This window comes from Singulisphaera rosea, from assembly GCF_054877945.1.
This window is the reverse complement of record NZ_JBTYIP020000016.1, coordinates 213,854-229,493: the sequence shown is the minus strand read 5'-3', so window position 1 is coordinate 229,493 and position 15,640 is coordinate 213,854. Positions and strand designations below refer to the sequence as shown.

The following is a 15,640-nucleotide window of genomic DNA, read 5'->3' as shown; positions in this document are numbered from 1 at the left end:
TTTCCGCCTCCGCTCTCGGGTCGAGCGACACGTCGTGCCCTGCACCAGCCGCACGTTAGCCGCTCTGGGACGTCTACGCCCCGCCCCCGCCCCCGCCGGTCAATCGATCACGATCAGATCCCGGCTGGTCTTCGAGAGGAGTTCCGCACCTCGATCGGTGACGACGACGTTATCGATGAGGCGGGCACCGAGCTGCTCGTCGCCGATGAAGACCGGCGGCTCGACCGTCAGGACCATGCCGGCTTCGATGGTGTAGGGGCTGCCGTTCAGCATGTGGAGCGGCTCCCCCCAGGTGGGGGGGAAGCCCGGGGCCAGGCCGTAGCCCGTCGTGTGGACCCGGCAATGCTCGAGCCCGGCATCGACGATCACCCGCCTGGCAGCCTCGTGAGGGACGACCGCCGAGACGCCTGGGCGGATCGCGGCGATGCAGGCGTCCGACGCCCGGCGGACGAGATCCTGGAGTTCGAGCATCCTCGGCGAGGGCCGTCCCATGCAGAACTGGCGGCCGATGGTGGCCGTGTATCGCTTGAAGGTCGACCCGTATTCAACACTGCCGAAATCCCCTTTTCGCAGACGACGATCGGTGGGGGCCCCGTGGCTGAATGCCGAGCGATCCCCGGAGACGAGGTTGATGGGGCTCGCCGCCAGGCCGCTGCCAGAGTTCATGAGGGATTGATAGACATCCCCCGCGATTTCCAGCTCGCTGCGGCCTTCCTTCAAGGCCCCGATGAAAACGTCCATCGCAACGTCGGCGATCCGGCTCGCCTCGCGGATGTACTTTCGCTCGGTCGCGGACTTGATCAACTTGAGGTCGTGGACGAGCTCACTCGGCTCGGCGACAAGCGAAGCGCCGAGCCATTCCTTGAGGCGCACGTAGTGATGGGGATGGAGGTAGTAGGCCGGGACCTCGATGCCGACCCGGCCGCGCCTGAGGCCATGGTCATCGGCCAGGCGGGCGAATGCGGCGATCGGATCTTCAACCCTCCCGCCTCCCCAGGTTCGAAGGTCGTCCACGATCGCGTCGGCGAGGAATTCATTCTTTTCACCGTCCCGCGTCAGGACGCTGATGGGTCCCGGCTCGGCGGAGATCAGGAGGCATTGGAACTCCTGATAGCTCTTCGCGTCCGAACCCGTCAGCCAGTGGATCGAGACCGGGTGGAAGAGGACCATCCAGTCGAGGCCGGCCGCGCCGATCGCCTCGCGGACCCGGAGCCTCCTCGTCGCAAATTCGTCTGTAGAAAAATCGTGTTTTGACATAGCTATCTAGCTTAGAAACCCAGACATCTTAAGTCCATACCTTCTCTCAAAAATTTAAATTGATGCCCGAAGCTCGCGAGCATCCCGACGCACCCGGCAGTCCGATTGGAGGCCGGGGGCGACGGGGGACGCTCGATCCCCAGGGACGCATCCCCCCCGAAGAGGACGAAACCGGAATGCCCGACACCTCCACGACACGTCCGCCGACCGCCGCCGAAATCACACACGACGCGCCGACCCGCGTCCGATGGCGCGTCCTCGCCTTGCTGATGGCCTACGCCGGGTTCTGCCATTTCAACCGAGTCAGCATCTCCGTGGCGGGCACCGAGCATATCATGGCGGACTATGCCATCGACCCGGAACAGATGGGCACGGTCTATTCTTCGTATCTTTTTATCTATACGATGTGCATGATACCGGGCGGGTGGTTGATCGATCGCTTCGGGCCCAAGAAGGCCCTCATGGCGATGGGATTCGGCTCGGCGATCCTCGTCCCCGCCACCGGCCTGACGAGCCATGCCACGGCGGTGAGCATCCTCCTGCTGCTTTGCCTCATCCGCGGGATGCTCGGGGTCGTCAGCTCGCCGATGCACCCGGCCGCCGCCAAATGCGTCTCCTTGTGGATGCCCCCTCGGCAGCAAGGGCTGGCCAACGGGCTCGTCACCGGCGCGGCGGTCGCAGGTGTCGCATCCACGTATTTCGCGTTCGGCTTCCTCATGGATCTCGTCGGTTGGCCGAATGCCTTCCTGGTGGCCGGCCTCACAACGTTCCTACTGGCGGCCGTGTGGACCCTCTACGCGACCGACCTGCCTGGAGAGCATCGATCGACCAACTCGCGAGAACTCGCCTTGATCGAGGGAGACGAACCCGCCGGGGCGATCATCGCCGAAGCCCCGTCGCGCCCCCCTTTCGGCCCGGATGATCCGGACGAGCAAGGGGGAAGGAGCAGCCTGATCGCCATGCTCGGCAATCGAAGCCTGATCCTGTTGACTCTCAGCTACGCGACCGCCAGTTACTTCCAGTACCTGTTCTTCTACTGGATGCAATATTATTTCGACACGGTGATGAAGTTGGGGAAGGCCGATGGCCGCCTGTATGCGACCATCACGACCGTGGCGATGGCGGTCGGCATGATGTGCGGCGGCTGGCCCGCCGACCGAGCCCGAATCCGATTCGGCCCACGACGGGGGAGGGCCGTCGTCCCGATGGGCGGGATGCTCGCCAGCGCGCTCTTTCTCATCCTCGGGATTTCCTCGAGCCATCTGTTCTGGGTCGTGACCTGTTTCACTCTGGCGATGGCTGCGCTCGGGACGTGCGAATCGTCGTTCTGGGTGACGGGCGTGGAAATCGGCCGGAAGCGAGGCGGGCTGTCCTCCTCGATCCTCAATGCGGGGGGAAATGTCGGCGGTATCCTGGCCCCCATCCTGACCCCGCTCTTCAGTAAATCCTTCGGTTGGCAGGCAGGCCTGGGCGCGGCCAGTGCATTCTGCGTCTTCGGGGCGTTGCTCTGGCTTTGGATCGATCCGGATGCGCGAAGGGATCCCCGCTCTACCTAAGGCGGCCAACGTTCGCGTGGAATTATTTCGACCTTTCGACACGAGCCCGAAGCGCCGGCGAGTGAGTCTCTTCGCACGAAATCGAAGAGACTCACTCGCCGGCGCTTCGGGATCGTAAAGAGTCATCCCAGGGCGATGTGTCCACTGTGACACCGTCAGAATGCTTCACCACAAAGGAACAGAGAACCATCAACGCATATCCAAGGATGACTGGCTCTCTCTGGCTTCTTCTCTTTGTGCCCTTTGTGCCTTTGTGGTGAGATCCTCTCGGTTCGGAACTCCGTCGAAGGCCCCGACCACACCCCTCAATGGGCGAGGGTCTGGGCCTTCTCGATCAGCCCGAAGAACTCGGCGCGATAGCCCGAAGCATCCCGTCCCCGGCACCCGCCCGCAAGGTGGAGGACGTCGGGATAGGTCAGGTTTCCCTTGTAGGGGGAGTCTCGCAAGAGCATCCCGAAACCGGCGACGGCGGAGGCGAATCGGAAGTCGTCGGAGGCGTGGCCCAACACCGTCCCTTCGTCGACGACGGGGTGTTCGACGAGCCGGCTCTCGGTCCCCTCGGGTTCCTTGTATCGAAGCTTGACGGTCAGCGATTCCTGGCTCGGCACGGCCGTCGATGCGGTCGTTTGATACTTCAGCGGGTCGACGCCGGGAAGATCTTTTTCCTTGCCGGGGGGGACCAGCTCGTAGAGGGCGGTCACGTGGTGCCCCGCGCCGATCTCGCCGGCATCCTTGGTGTCGTCGTTGAAGTCTTCCTTGCGGAGCAACCGGTTTTCGTAGCCGATGAGCCGGTAAGCCCCGACCTTCGCCGGGTTGAACTCCACCTGGATCTTCACGTCTTTCGCGATCGTCACCAGGGTCGACCCCATCTCTTCGACGAGGACCTTGTTCGCCTCCTGGGGCGAGTCGATATAGGCGTAGTGGCCATTCCCCTTGTCGGCGAGTTTTTCGAGGGTGGCGTCCTTCAGGTTCCCCATGCCGAAGCCGAGCACGCTGAGGAACACCCCGCTCTTGGCCTTCGCCTCGATCAGGCGGGTCAGCTCCCCTTCGCTCGTCATCCCGACGTTGAAGTCGCCGTCGGTGGCGAGGATCACTCGGTTCGTCCCCCCCTTGATGAAGTGCGCGGTCGCCGTGTCATACGCGAGTTGGATCCCCGCCGCACCGTTCGTCGAGCCGCCCGACTGGAGTTGCTCGAGAGCCGAGAGGATCTGGGCTTTGTGGAGGCAGGAGGTCGAGGGGAGGACCAGGCCCGACGCCCCGGCATACACGGCGATCGCCACGCGGTCGTTCTCGCCGAGTTGCTCCACCATGCGCTGGAGCGAGGCTTTCAGGAGCGGTAGCTTGTTCGGCTCGGCCATCGATCCCGAAACGTCGAGCAGGAAGACGAGGTTGCTCGGCGGGCGCTTGTCCTGCGCGATCGGACGGCCCTTCAGGCCGATCCGGGCCAGCCGATGGTCCGAATTCCAGGGGCAGCCGGCGATCTCGACGCGGACGGAGAAGGGAGTCTCTCCGACTGGGGGCGGGTCGTTGTAGGGGAAGTAGTTGAGCAATTCTTCAATCCGCACCGCATCCTTGGGGGGCAATTGCCCCTGCGCGAGGAATCGGCGGACGTTGGCATAGCTCGCCGTGTCGACGTCGATCGAGAAGGTCGAGAGGGGTTCTTGCCCGACCGGCTTGAACGCATTGTCAACGATCCGGTCGTAGGCCTCGGTATTCGGCTGCACCGCGAGACGTTCGGACTCGCCCTCGGCCAGGCGCCGGTCCTTCAACATCCCGGGCCCCGCCATCCCTCCCCCCATCTGTTGGCGAGCGAGGAGGGCGCCGCTCATGCCGGGTGTCGCCGATTTCGGGGCGGACGAGGCGAGAGCCTCGCTCACCGCCCCAGCTGGGGGTGGCGCGGCGTTCCCCGGAACCCGGGGGGCGACCGTCTGATTTGCGCGATTCGGAGCCGCCTCCTCGCCGCATCCCGCAAACGACGTGGCCAGGACGAGGAACGAGGCGGCGGACCAGGCGCGGCGGGCCGGAATGGACGCTCGCATGAACGCAGACTCCTCGGCAAGAGATGGGAATTGCTCCTCCCCGTTAGACGGGGAGACGACGGCGAAGTTCCCGAGAGATCACGTGCCGAGGGTCGGGTTCCTTAGGAACCTCCTCCGACGAGCCAAAGCGGGCAATCTCGGCGGACCGCCTCGTTCGCGGCGAGTGCGAGCCGGGCGAAGGCGTGGATTTCGGGGGCGTCGGCGACCCAGCCGTCGTCGGGGTCGAGGTAGACGTTCAGGAGGTCGCCCAGGGCCGTGTCATCGAGCGCGAGATCCCAGCGCTCGGCCAGTTCGGCGAGCTCGCGGCGGAGGCCTGGCAGGCTCGCGCACCACAGGGCCGCCCCCGCGGAGAGGGGGAGCGAAACGGCCTGGACGTTCGCGGGGAGGTAGACGCCTCGACCGTCCTCGCCGAGGGCCAGGAGGTTGGGCACCGCGTCGACCCCGAGCTCCTCGGACGCGCGCCGTTGGAGGTCGACCCATCCGGTCTCGGCCAGCTCGCCGAAATGTCGAGGGGGGACGCCTTCCCAGTCCCCCTCCGCGCCGAAGGCATGGTCCAGGACGCCGGCCACCTCGTTGGCGAATCCCTCTTCGAACGTCCCCCTCGTCCCGCCGACCGTGAACGACAAACCCATGGTGCTCTCCTTATCCCCAACCTCCGACATCGGCCGGGATGGGCCAGCATCCTGGTCCGGGCCGGCCTCGTCTACACGCAGGTTTCCGGGAGGGCCGTGCCGTGGCAGGCCGAGGATCCGCAGTGATCGAAGGCCCCGGTCCCCGTGTCATTCGCCTGGGGACGAGCGATCGCATCGTTGCCACGACGAAAAAAACCGTCCCCGAGGGAGTGCCCCGGGGCCGAAGCCCCGATCGGAGACGGTTGGGAGGGACATCGAAATCGGGGGATGCGCGGCGACAAGACTCGGCCCGCGCCCGAGCGGTCGGGCGTCCCCAAAACGAAAACGCGCGAGGTGTCTTCACGTCTCGAAGCGTTTCGCCCCGAGGAGACGAGGAACGGGAAGGACGTGATGGGCGTTACGGAGAGCATGGAACGTCTCTCGACGTCATCGTCTCGGAGCGCGCAACCCGATTGTTGCTCTCGACGGCTTGGGTCTGGATTCAGGAACCGAAGCGTCGTATCCTCGCAGACTGGCGGCAAACGACCACGCCCTGAGTCTGGCCCCGCGATTCGGCTCTGTCAAGCATTTGTTTTCGGGAGGCGGATTTTTATGCGGCGATGTTGGGCGTGCGAGTGGCTCGGCGGTGCATTGATCGTGGCATCGGCGACCTTGGCGGGACTTGGGCAAGACGAGGGGCGATCTTCTTCCCCCGGATTCTCCCCGAATTCGCTGTCGAAGGAAGCGAAGGCCGAGTCCCATGCCCTGACCGTCCCGACCCCTGAAAACGCCCGGACTTGGCTCCGGACCCTGACCGAAGAGCCCCACGTCGCCGGCACCCCGGCCGACCACAAGACCGCGATTTTCGTCCGCGACAAGCTCCGCGAGTGGGGCTGGGAGGCGGAGATTTCGGAATATGAGGTTTTGCTCAATTACCCCGAGACAGTCGGTCGGGGGCCAAATGGCAACGGACAATCCCTTCTCGCCATGGTCGCACCAACCACGAAGCTCCTCCCGAACATCGAGGATCGACTCCCTTCCGATAAGGATTCCGCCAGCCTCGATGCCTTCGGTGCCTTTCACGGATACGGCATCTCCGGAGACGTCACCGGGCAAATCATCTACGCCAACTACGCACGCCCCGAGGATTTCGGCACGCTCGAAAAACTCGGGATTGACGTCAAGGATAAAATCGTCCTCGCGCGCTATGGTGAGATCTTCCGCGGCCTCAAGGTGCGCAACGCCCAGAAGCGCGGAGCCAAGGGGATCCTGATCTATTCCGACCCGGCTGACGACGGATACGCCAAGGGGGACACCTATCCGGCCGGCCCATTCCGCCCCGGTTCGGCCCTCCAGCGCGGCAGCGTCCAGTTCCTCTCTCTCGGGCCGGGAGACCCTTCCACACCACACGGCCCGTCCATCAAGGGGGCGAAGCGGCTCCCCATTCATCCTTTTCATGGCTTCCCTATCGCTTCTTTCTCCTCAATCAATGACGATCCAGAAGGCAACCTCAGCGTGAAGGGGTGGGAGAAAGCGACGGGCTTCGTCCGCGAAGATTACTACGCCACCATCCCCGCCTTGCCGATCTCCTACGACGCCGCCAAGCCGATCCTCGAGGCCCTGAGCGGCCCGAACGTCCCGACAGGTTGGCAAGGGGGACTTCCGCTGGCCTACCACGTCGGGCCCGGGCCGGCCGAGGTCCACTTCGCCACCAAGATGGACTACAAGGTCCGCCCGATCTGGAACGTGATCGCAACCATCAAGGGCGAGGTCGAGCCCGACCGCTGGGTCATGGTCGGCAACCACCGCGACGCCTGGACCTATGGCGCGGTCGACCCGTCGAGCGGCACGGCCGCGACGCTCGAGACCTGCCGGGCCCTCGGGGCGGCGGTCAGGAACGGGTGGAAGCCGAGGCGAAGCCTCGTGTACGCCAGTTGGGATGCCGAGGAATACGGCCTCGTCGGCTCGACCGAGTGGTGCGAGGAACACGCCAAGGAGATCGACGAGAAGGCCGTGATGCTGCTCAACGTCGACTCGGCCGTCGCCGGCCACGACCTCGATGTCGACGGCGTCCCCTCGCTCCGCGATTTCTTCCTCGACGCCCTGGGGGCGATCACCGACGTCCGGTCGGGCCGGTCGCTCCGCCAGATCTGGGTCGACAAGCGACGCTCCCAGTGGGCGAGCCAGGCGAACCTCAACCTGCCCGACCCGCTCTGGGGCGAAACCGCGGACAAGGAGGGGCGGGCCCCTGCCCGGTTCTCACCGCAGTTGGACCCGCTCGGGTCGGGGTCGGACTACACGGCATTTTTGGACCACCTCGGCGTCCCCTCGCTCGACGTCGGTTTCAGCGGCAAGTATGGCGTGTATCATTCGATTTACGACGACTTCACGTGGATGGAGCGAGTCTGCGACCCCGAGTTCCTGACGCACACGATGGCGGCCCGGCTCTACACCGTGATCGCGATGCGTGCCGCCGCGGCGGACGTCATCCCGATGACCTTCGTCCCCTACGCCGAGGTCCTCCGCGAGGAAGTCGACGACCTCCGCCGGATCGTCGAGCGAAAAGCCAGGGCCGCGGACAACGCCTCGGGGAAAGCTCCCCTCGAGTTCAAGGGGCTCTCGAGACTCGTCGACGCCGTCAAAGCCTTCCGCGAACGGGCCGAGGCCCTGGACCTCGCCACGAAGGATCTCGCCGGCCGCGACGGCGTCGCGGACGCCAAGCTCGCCCGAGTCAACGACGCATTGACCCGGATCGAGCGGGCCTTCCTCCTCCCGGCCGGCCTCCCCGGCCGCCCCTGGTTCAAGCACTCCGTCTACGCGCCCGGAGTGACCACCGGCTACGCCTCCTGGCCCCTCCCCGGCGTCCGCCAGGCCATCCTCGAATCCAACCCCGACATGCTCTCCACCCAACTCCCCGCGCTCGTCGACCGCATCAACGCCGCCACGGAAGCGATGAAGACGGCGATCGATGCGGCCCGGTAATGGAAGACACTCTTCACCACAAAGGCACAATGACACAAAGAGGAGAAGATTTTAGCCACGGATTGAACACGGATGAAACACGGATAAATTCAAAAGAATTCATCAAATTTATTTAATACAATTAAATTTGATTTTTTAGAATTTCCATCTGCGCCAATCTGCGTCATCTGTGGATCAACTCTCCTTTCTCTTATCCGTGTTTCATCCGTGTTCAATCCGTGGCTAAAAATCCAAAGACTCGACATCTCTCACAGACCCAGGAACCACCGCACATGAGCATCGAGACGACCGGCCGGGAATCATCCACACTGCCGAGGGTGCTGGGGCCGGTTTCGGCGCTTTGCGTGGTGGTCGGGTCGGTGATCGGGTCGGGGATTTTCATCGTGCCGGCGAAGGTCGCGCGGGATGTCCCGTCGCTCGGTGCGATCGTCGTCGTCTGGATCGTCGGCGGGGCCTTTAGCGCGGCGGGGGCCCTGACCCTGGCCGAGCTCGGTGCGATGCTCCCCCGCGCCGGCGGCCCGTACGTTTATCTTCGCGAGGCCTACGGGGCACTCCCGGCGTTCCTGTTCGGCTGGACCGAATTCTTGATCGCCCGGGCCGGGTCGATGGCAACGCTCGCCGCCGCATTCTCGTACTACTTTTCGCAACTCCTCCCGCCCCCGGGCGAGATCCGCGGCGAGATCTGGCAGGCGGGGGCCGCGGTCACCGCCATCGCGATCGTGACGACGGTCAACGTCCTCGGCACGGCGCTCGGCGGGGGCCTCCAGGTCATCGGGACGGCCCTCAAAGTCGGCGGGGTCGCCACCCTCATCGCCCTCCCCTTCGCCACGGGAGGCGGGAGCGCGGCCAACTTCTCGCCGATCTGGCCGGCCGAATTCACGCCCGCCCTCCTCAGCGGGATGATGGCCGCGATGGTCGGCGTGCTCTGGGCCTACGACGGTTGGATCAACGTCACCCCCCTGGCCGAAGAGGTGCAGGAGCCCGGGAAGAACATCCCACGGGCCTTGATCTTCGGGATGGCGGTGCTCATCGTGCTCTACCTGTCGATGACCCTCGTCTACCACTACGTCCTGCCCTTGTCGAGGATCGCCGACCTGAGCACGGCCAAGGGGGCCGACAAGGCCGTCGCCGCGGCCTTCTGCCGAGAGCTCCTGGGAGGGCCGGGGGTCGTCGCGATCTCGCTCCTGGTGATGGCCTCGACGTTCATCTCGCTGAACGGCAACGCCCTGACCGGGCCCCGGGCCTATTTCGCGATGGCCCGCGACGGACTCTTCCCGATGGGGCTCTGCCGGATCCATCCACGGTTCCAGACCCCGGCCAACGCCGTGCTCGCTCAAGGGACCTGGGCGATCTTGCTCACCATCGCCGGGACCGCCTTGATCCTCGCCACTCCGCACCCCGAGAGCCAGCTCCCCGCCCCGATCCTCGCCGCCTGGACCAAGCTCAACAAGACGCCGCTCTACGACCTGCTCTACACCTACGTCATCTTCGGGGCCAACGTCTTCTACTTGCTGGCCGTCACCAGCGTCTTCGTACTCCGCGCCAAACGCCCCGAGCTCGACCGCCCCTATCGGACCTGGGGCTACCCGATCACGCCGATGATCTACGTCGTGGCCGCGCTCATCCTCCTCGGCAACATGCTCCGCGAAACGCCGACCGAGTCGATGGTCGGGCTCGTCATCATCGCCCTCGGCATCCCAGCCTACTGGGGCTTCCGGCGATACGCTTCGCCCTCACTCGTGGAGACCGCACGCCCATGAGTCGTCCTCCGTTCCATCACCAACACCGCCGAGACTTCGTCCGCACGCTCACCCTCGGCCTCTCGGCCGCCGCCCTGCCCTCGGGCACCACAAGCGCCGACGAACCCGCCAAAGGCGCGACGCCCCTGCCCTCCCCCGAGTCCGAAACCGAAGCGAGGATGGCGCTCGTCCTCGCCCGGTTCGGCAAGCACCTCGACGCCAATGCCCGAGACGCCGTCCGCGCCGAGGTCGAGTCGATCACCCGACGCGCCGAGTCGCTCCGCAAGTTCCCCCTCTCCAACGGCGACGGGCCCCTACCTGTATTCACCCCGTTCCGGGGAGAATTGATTAAAGACTGATTCGCCACAATGGCACAAAGAACACAAGGATTTAAAAATCCTTATTTTACCTTTGTGCCCTTCGTGCCTTCGTGGTGAATCCTCTGGAGCATTCCCCCATGACCGAGCTCACGTTCGCCCCATTGACGTTCCTCGGGGCCCAGCTCCGGTCGGGGGCGGTTTCGTCGGTGGAGTTGACTCGGTTTTTCCTCGATCGTCTGGAGAAGCACGGGGCAAGCTACAATTGCGTGGCCACGATCACGCGTGAGTTGGCGCTCGAGCAGGCGGCGCAGGCCGACGCCGAGTTGAAGAAGGGCCGGGACCGTGGGCCGCTCCACGGGGTCCCCTACGGGGCCAAGGACCTGCTCGCGACCAAGGGGATCCCGACCTCCTGGGGCTGTCCCCAATTCAAGGATCGGATCATCGACCAGGACGCGACCGTGGTCCGCAAGCTCCGCGAGGCCGGGGCGGTGCTCGCGGCCAAGCTGAGCATGGTCGAGCTCGCCGGAGGGATGGGGTACCGACAGGCGAACGCCAGCCTGACCGGCCCGGGTCGCAACCCGTGGAAGCCCTCGCAGTGGAGCGGCGGGAGCTCGTCCGGCTCGGGCTCGGCCGTCGCGGCGGGGCTCGTCCCGTTCGCGATCGGGACCGAGACCTGGGGCAGCATCACCTCGCCGAGCAGCTATTGTGGCCTGACCGGGCTGAGGCCGACCTACGGCCGGGTCTCGCGAGCCGGGGCCATGGCCCTGAGCTGGACGCTCGACAAGATCGGCCCGATGGCCCACAACGCCCACGACTGCGGCCTCATCCTCGCCGCGATCACCGGCCCCGACCCCGACGACCCCTCGGCCAGCGAGCGTCCCTACCGCTACCCTCCCGTCGATGCCCCCGACCGCCCCTTGCGGCTCGCCGTGCTCAAAGGAGGCGTCGACGACGCCGAGCCCGACATGAAGGCGAACTTCGAGCGGGCCGTCAGCCTCTTCAAGACCTTGGGCTCGGTGACGGAAGTCGACCTCCCCGACCTGCCGTTTAACCCGGTTGCCTCGACAATCCTCGGCGCCGAGGCGGCCTCCGCCTTCGAGGAGATGGTCGACTCGGGCGACGTCTTCAAGCTCGTCGCGCCCGAGGACCGGATCGGAGGATTCGCCGACCAGGCGATCCTCGCGACCGACTACCTCCGGGCCCAGCGGATCCGCGGCCGACTCTGCCGCGACCTCGACGCATGGTTCGCCCCCTTCGACGCCGTCCTCACCCTCCCCAGCGCCGACCCGGCCCCGACCGCCGACGGCCCCTTCGACCGCCCCCACCACAGCAAGTCAATGGGAGGCGCCGGCAACATCTGCGGCACCCCCGCGATCGTCATCCCCACCGGCCTGACCAAGGGAAAACTCCCGACCGCGATCCAGCTCGACGGCCGGGCCTATTCCGAAAACCGCCTCGTCGCGATCGCGCACGCATTCCAGGCAATCACGGATTGGCACCGCGCCCACCCAGATCTCTCGTCTCGATAGGAAGTCTTTACCACGATGGCACAAAGACACAAAGTATTTGGAAATCAAATTTTGTTTCTGCTTTCCTTTGTGTCAAGGAGATAGCATCGACCATCGCCGCGGCACGTCGGTTGCCATAGCGGAGCGACTTACTGCACCGTAACCGCCGGACTGGTGAGTGCCCTCAGGGGAAGCGTCCGGCGGCATCGGTCCACGGTCGTACCGCCATGAGGACGGCCGTAGTCGACAGTCCGCCTTGGAGTTCGCGATGTCTCGGCCCGGAACGCTACGGTTCCTGTCCGAGCCTCAGATGGAGGTCATGAACGTCGTCCGGGACCAGGACGAGGCCACGGTCGCGGACCGTACGCGGAGGTGATCGCCGGGAGCTTCCGCTCGACCGTGACCTCCACACCCAGTTGCTTGAGGTGGAGAAACAGCTCCCGCCACTGGTGATGACCCCGCACTCGGACGAGCCTCGGCCTGCGGGCGGATCCGTCCAGCGGACGACTCATGGCGTGGGCCAGGAGCGTGGCGAGGTCATTGACCGAGGGCCTGCCCTGCACCGGCAGATCAGCCAGGAGGTTCTCTCCTGTCTTTGTGACGACCATGCCGAGGTAGTCGGTCCTGGACTGCGTCATCGGCTTGGGTAGTGCCCCGAAGTCGGCCTCCCAGACCTCTTCGCACTGGGGGACTTGCTTCAATTGGCTCTTGACGAAGGCCACCCCTCTGCCGAGCTTGAGCTTCTCCTCCTCAGCCACGGTTATTCTCCTCCAACATTCACCGGCTTCGCCACGAACTCGGAATCGTCGCCTTCGTGAATGAAGAACATGCCGTGCAATTCATCTTCCTGGAGGATTGCCCAGCCGCGGCCCGTTAGCGGGGTGCCGTCCGCGCCATCACCACCTTCCCATGAGAACTCCACGGCAGGTTTTCCTTCACGGTTTGTCATCCTGGCGTCGATCTGCCCCTGGATGTAACCGAACTGGAAGGAGCCACGGCCCTTGTCCTCGACTTTGATGTAAGCTTGGACCTCTTCGTCGAGATAATCATCCTCCCATTCGCTCATCGAGACGATACGCCAGTGGCCGATGAGTGGTGACTTGGGTTGCGTCTTCTTCTTCGCCATCATCATCTCCACCTTGTCTCAACTGCCATTGTGGAACCAGTAAGCATAGTCCTGGATCAGCTTTCGGTTCCCCACGGCATCGTCTAGCTCGGCCAGAGGCACGTCGAAGGATCCCTCTCGGGTCCGGGCTTCGACGATCAACCCGACGTCCTCTTCCAGGTCGTACTCTTTGGGGTCGGGCAATCGGTGGACGGTCAGCGACGAGCCGTCCTCGTCAGACCGGGCCTTGAAAGGGAACTTCAGCTTGTCCTTCAGATAGTGGTAATAAGCAAGTAACGTCTCCTCACTCACCTCGGGGAGTGGATCGTCGCTGGTCAAGCCGAGAGCCATACAGACCCGATCGTCTTGGTCCTTCTCGGACAACGCTCTGGTGACGATCGCCGTCGGCATCTCGATGGGGACAGCGGCACCGTCGTTGATCTCGAGGACTTGCTCACCGAGCCACATCGACTCCGGTTCCAGGCCATCCCGCTCGCACCGCTTCATGTAGATGGGGTGGATCGCAAGAAGGGTCGCCTGGTCCCAGTCGATCAGGTAAACATTCTCGTCCTTGTCGTGCTCGACCTCCCGGATGACCCCCGCCCAACCGCCGAGAGGAATGTCGGCGAAATTCGGGTCGGGGACGCCGGGCTTGACCCGGACTCTGGTCCCCGGCCCGAAGCGGGAGGGGGGTGATCCGCCCTTGGTGCGAGGCATGGCTCACTCCTCGACAGGGCGACCGGAGCGATCGCCCGGGATGAATGGGATCAATCCTTTCTTGAACGCCTCTTCTTGCGCCTCACGCTTCAGGATTCGAGCATCGACGAGGAATCCATGGATCTGGATCATCCAGGCCCTCGGGTTCTCGTCCATCCGGCTGGGCAGTACCCATTGCGGGTCGAGGGTGCGGATCTTGAACAGTTCACGGATCGCCTTCGACTTGCCCTGGCCGGTGCTCTCGGCCACGCCGAACGCCTTGTCGATGGCCGGCAGCTTCATGTGAGGCTTGCTTGCCTTGTCGTCGAGGTAGTTGACCCAGCCGATCGTGCGGACGATCCCGCAGGCCCAGGTCGTCGGCTTGCCCCCGAGCAAAGGAGAGGGCCGCTTGCGGGCCAAGGCCGCTGCGAGCTTCCGACAGAGGGCCTTGTACTCGTCGGTCAGATGCTCTCGACAGAAGGTGTCGGTCAGCGCCACGACAGCATCATAAGCGGGACGGGCCGCCGCCGGCACCTTGCTCTCCTCGCCCGGCTCGTGCTTGCTCCCAGCCATCAGCGAACTCCCCCTTTCTCCTCGCCCCGTTGACGAACTTCGTTTTCGTCGTCGGTCTTGATTGTTCGCCGGTTTCACGGCCCATCATCCCGCCTCGGCTGCTGTCCGCCAACGTCCCGTTCGAAGGCACTCAGACTCGACGGGCTCACCAGGACAAACGCACGGCGGCATCTTCTGCAATCAGCAGACCAGTATTTCGATAGTCTGCGCCACAAACCCTCGACCCAGTTCCTTGGATTATGCAAGGGCTCAAGAACAACCCAAGACCCGAACGGCGTCTTCGATCGAGGGACGATAGAGGTCGGGGAAGTGGCTGGCCAGTCGCGTCGTGTCGAGCGAGACGTCGGCGGGGCGGGGCTCGGTCATGACGGCGTCGGCCTGACGGTTCGCGAGGACGAGGGAGGGATCGAAGCCGGCGGCGGTCGCGACGCGACGGATCAGGTCGAAGCGGCTGACCCGCTCGGCGCCGGCGAGGTGGAGTCGGCCGGTCGCGTCCGAGGTCACCAGTCTGCCCAGGATCGACGCGGCGGTGGCGAAGTCGAGTGGGGTCCGGAATTCGTCCTCGAAGAACGACTGGGCCTCACCCCGACGGAACGCGGCGAGGGTCCGGTCGAAGAAGCCCTCGCGCCCGCAACGCGACGGCCCGTAGAGCAGGCAGACCCGCGTGACCAGACCGTGGGGGGAGGCGAGGACGACGTCCTCGGCCTCGCGTTTCGTCTTGCCGTAGGCCACGACGGGCTCGGCGGGGTCGTCCTCGCGGTTCCAGGCCCGGGCCCCGTCGAAGACCAGGTCGGTGGAGGTGAAGATCAGCCGCCGATCGTGGGAGGTACACCACTCGGCCAATCGCGCGGTCGCCTCAACATTGACGGCCCGGCCGCGTTCGGGGTCGCGCCGGACGCCTTCCGTCGAGCTCAGGGCCGCGGCATGGAGGATCACGTCGGGATTCGCCCGCGACAGGGCGAGTGTGGTGGCCTCGGAGTCGGTCAGGTCGACCGGGATCAACCGGATCCCGCCGCGTTCCGCGGGTTCGCGGTGACTCCAGGCCGACACGTCGTGCCCGAGCCCCAACAGGGTCTCGATCAGGTAGGCCCCAAGCTGGCCGCTCGCTCCCGTCAGGACAACCCGCATCGGCCGAATCTCCCGAATCCCGAAGGCAATCCCGCGCGACATTCGCTGCAAGCCGAACCGTACGACGACCGATCATAGGACGACGAGTGGGATAGGGATAGCCATGAATGACCGCGAGAGAGGTCG

Annotated in this window: 13 protein-coding genes; 5 read left to right on the top strand and 8 right to left on the bottom strand. The window is 65.0% G+C overall.

Annotated features, from left to right (window positions below):
* Nucleotides 1–99: 99 nt before the first annotated feature.
* Nucleotides 100–1,257 carry a M24 family metallopeptidase gene (locus ACYOEI_RS24855; protein WP_462852323.1) on the bottom strand — a complete coding sequence of 386 codons (1,158 nt, stop codon included), beginning with the start codon at nt 1,255–1,257 and terminating at the stop codon, nt 100–102.
* Nucleotides 1,258–1,319: 62 nt separating this feature from the next.
* Between ACYOEI_RS24855 and ACYOEI_RS24850 the strand changes: the two genes are divergently transcribed.
* Nucleotides 1,320–2,813, top strand: coding sequence for an MFS transporter (locus ACYOEI_RS24850; protein WP_462852322.1), 1,494 nt, complete (start codon nt 1,320–1,322; stop codon nt 2,811–2,813).
* Nucleotides 2,814–3,118: 305 nt separating this feature from the next.
* Here the strand turns inward: ACYOEI_RS24850 and ACYOEI_RS24845 are convergent, their stop codons facing one another.
* The gene (locus ACYOEI_RS24845) at nt 3,119–4,852 is read right to left on the bottom strand and encodes a vWA domain-containing protein (RefSeq protein WP_462852321.1); all 1,734 of its coding nucleotides are present in this window, start codon (nt 4,850–4,852) and stop codon (nt 3,119–3,121) included.
* 101 nt (nt 4,853–4,953) lie between these two features.
* A complete protein-coding gene (locus ACYOEI_RS24840; RefSeq protein ID WP_462852320.1) occupies nt 4,954–5,484 on the bottom strand; it encodes a hypothetical protein in 531 nt (176 codons plus the stop codon).
* A 591-nt stretch (nt 5,485–6,075) separates the two neighbouring features.
* Here ACYOEI_RS24840 and ACYOEI_RS24835 point away from each other — a divergent pair.
* The 4 genes from ACYOEI_RS24835 to ACYOEI_RS24820 all read left to right on the top strand — a co-directional run bounded on the left by ACYOEI_RS24835 (nt 6,076) and on the right by ACYOEI_RS24820 (nt 12,033).
* Nucleotides 6,076–8,445: a M28 family metallopeptidase gene (locus tag ACYOEI_RS24835; protein WP_462852319.1), complete on the top strand. Its 2,370-nt coding sequence runs from the start codon at nt 6,076–6,078 to the stop codon at nt 8,443–8,445.
* A gap of 272 nt (nt 8,446–8,717) precedes the next feature.
* Nucleotides 8,718–10,205, top strand: coding sequence for an APC family permease (locus ACYOEI_RS24830; protein WP_462852318.1), 1,488 nt, complete (start codon nt 8,718–8,720; stop codon nt 10,203–10,205).
* Nucleotides 10,202–10,543 carry a hypothetical protein gene (locus ACYOEI_RS24825; RefSeq protein WP_462852317.1) on the top strand — a complete coding sequence of 114 codons (342 nt, stop codon included), beginning with the start codon at nt 10,202–10,204 and terminating at the stop codon, nt 10,541–10,543. The genes ACYOEI_RS24830 and ACYOEI_RS24825 overlap by 4 nt, the downstream gene beginning before the upstream one ends.
* A 98-nt stretch (nt 10,544–10,641) precedes the next feature.
* Nucleotides 10,642–12,033 carry an amidase gene (locus ACYOEI_RS24820; protein ID WP_462852316.1) on the top strand — a complete coding sequence of 464 codons (1,392 nt, stop codon included), beginning with the start codon at nt 10,642–10,644 and terminating at the stop codon, nt 12,031–12,033.
* Nucleotides 12,034–12,329: 296 nt separating this feature from the next.
* On the opposite strand, the gene ACYOEI_RS24815 is transcribed toward ACYOEI_RS24820, so the two are convergent.
* The 5 genes from ACYOEI_RS24815 to ACYOEI_RS24795 form a co-directional block, all read right to left on the bottom strand.
* A complete protein-coding gene (locus ACYOEI_RS24815) occupies nt 12,330–12,770 on the bottom strand; it encodes a DUF6930 domain-containing protein (RefSeq protein ID WP_462852315.1) in 441 nt (146 codons plus the stop codon).
* Nucleotides 12,771–12,772: 2 nt separating this feature from the next.
* Nucleotides 12,773–13,144, bottom strand: a complete 372-nt coding sequence (locus ACYOEI_RS24810) for a hypothetical protein (RefSeq protein ID WP_462852314.1) — start codon at nt 13,142–13,144, stop codon at nt 12,773–12,775.
* 12 nt (nt 13,145–13,156) lie between these two features.
* Nucleotides 13,157–13,834 carry a calcium-binding protein gene (locus tag ACYOEI_RS24805; RefSeq protein ID WP_462852313.1) on the bottom strand — a complete coding sequence of 226 codons (678 nt, stop codon included), beginning with the start codon at nt 13,832–13,834 and terminating at the stop codon, nt 13,157–13,159.
* A gap of 3 nt (nt 13,835–13,837) precedes the next feature.
* Nucleotides 13,838–14,386 carry a DUF6398 domain-containing protein gene (locus ACYOEI_RS24800; RefSeq protein WP_462852312.1) on the bottom strand — a complete coding sequence of 183 codons (549 nt, stop codon included), beginning with the start codon at nt 14,384–14,386 and terminating at the stop codon, nt 13,838–13,840.
* A 249-nt stretch (nt 14,387–14,635) separates the two neighbouring features.
* Nucleotides 14,636–15,514: an SDR family oxidoreductase gene (locus tag ACYOEI_RS24795; protein ID WP_462852311.1), complete on the bottom strand. Its 879-nt coding sequence runs from the start codon at nt 15,512–15,514 to the stop codon at nt 14,636–14,638.
* Nucleotides 15,515–15,640 lie beyond the last annotated feature (126 nt).

What these genes read in the sequence shown, in the direction of transcription:
- ACYOEI_RS24855 (WP_462852323.1), bottom strand. Translation starts at nt 1,257, where the DNA reads ATGTCAAAACACGATTTTTCTACAGACGAATTTGCGACGAGGAGGCTC.
- ACYOEI_RS24850 (WP_462852322.1), top strand. Translation starts at nt 1,320, where the DNA reads ATGCCCGAAGCTCGCGAGCATCCCGACGCACCCGGCAGTCCGATTGGA.
- ACYOEI_RS24845 (WP_462852321.1), bottom strand. Translation starts at nt 4,852, where the DNA reads ATGCGAGCGTCCATTCCGGCCCGCCGCGCCTGGTCCGCCGCCTCGTTC.
- ACYOEI_RS24840 (WP_462852320.1), bottom strand. Translation starts at nt 5,484, where the DNA reads ATGGGTTTGTCGTTCACGGTCGGCGGGACGAGGGGGACGTTCGAAGAG.
- ACYOEI_RS24835 (WP_462852319.1), top strand. Translation starts at nt 6,076, where the DNA reads ATGCGGCGATGTTGGGCGTGCGAGTGGCTCGGCGGTGCATTGATCGTG.
- ACYOEI_RS24830 (WP_462852318.1), top strand. Translation starts at nt 8,718, where the DNA reads ATGAGCATCGAGACGACCGGCCGGGAATCATCCACACTGCCGAGGGTG.
- ACYOEI_RS24825 (WP_462852317.1), top strand. Translation starts at nt 10,202, where the DNA reads ATGAGTCGTCCTCCGTTCCATCACCAACACCGCCGAGACTTCGTCCGC.
- ACYOEI_RS24820 (WP_462852316.1), top strand. Translation starts at nt 10,642, where the DNA reads ATGACCGAGCTCACGTTCGCCCCATTGACGTTCCTCGGGGCCCAGCTC.
- ACYOEI_RS24810 (WP_462852314.1), bottom strand. Translation starts at nt 13,144, where the DNA reads ATGATGATGGCGAAGAAGAAGACGCAACCCAAGTCACCACTCATCGGC.
- ACYOEI_RS24805 (WP_462852313.1), bottom strand. Translation starts at nt 13,834, where the DNA reads ATGCCTCGCACCAAGGGCGGATCACCCCCCTCCCGCTTCGGGCCGGGG.
- ACYOEI_RS24800 (WP_462852312.1), bottom strand. Translation starts at nt 14,386, where the DNA reads ATGGCTGGGAGCAAGCACGAGCCGGGCGAGGAGAGCAAGGTGCCGGCG.
- ACYOEI_RS24795 (WP_462852311.1), bottom strand. Translation starts at nt 15,514, where the DNA reads ATGCGGGTTGTCCTGACGGGAGCGAGCGGCCAGCTTGGGGCCTACCTG.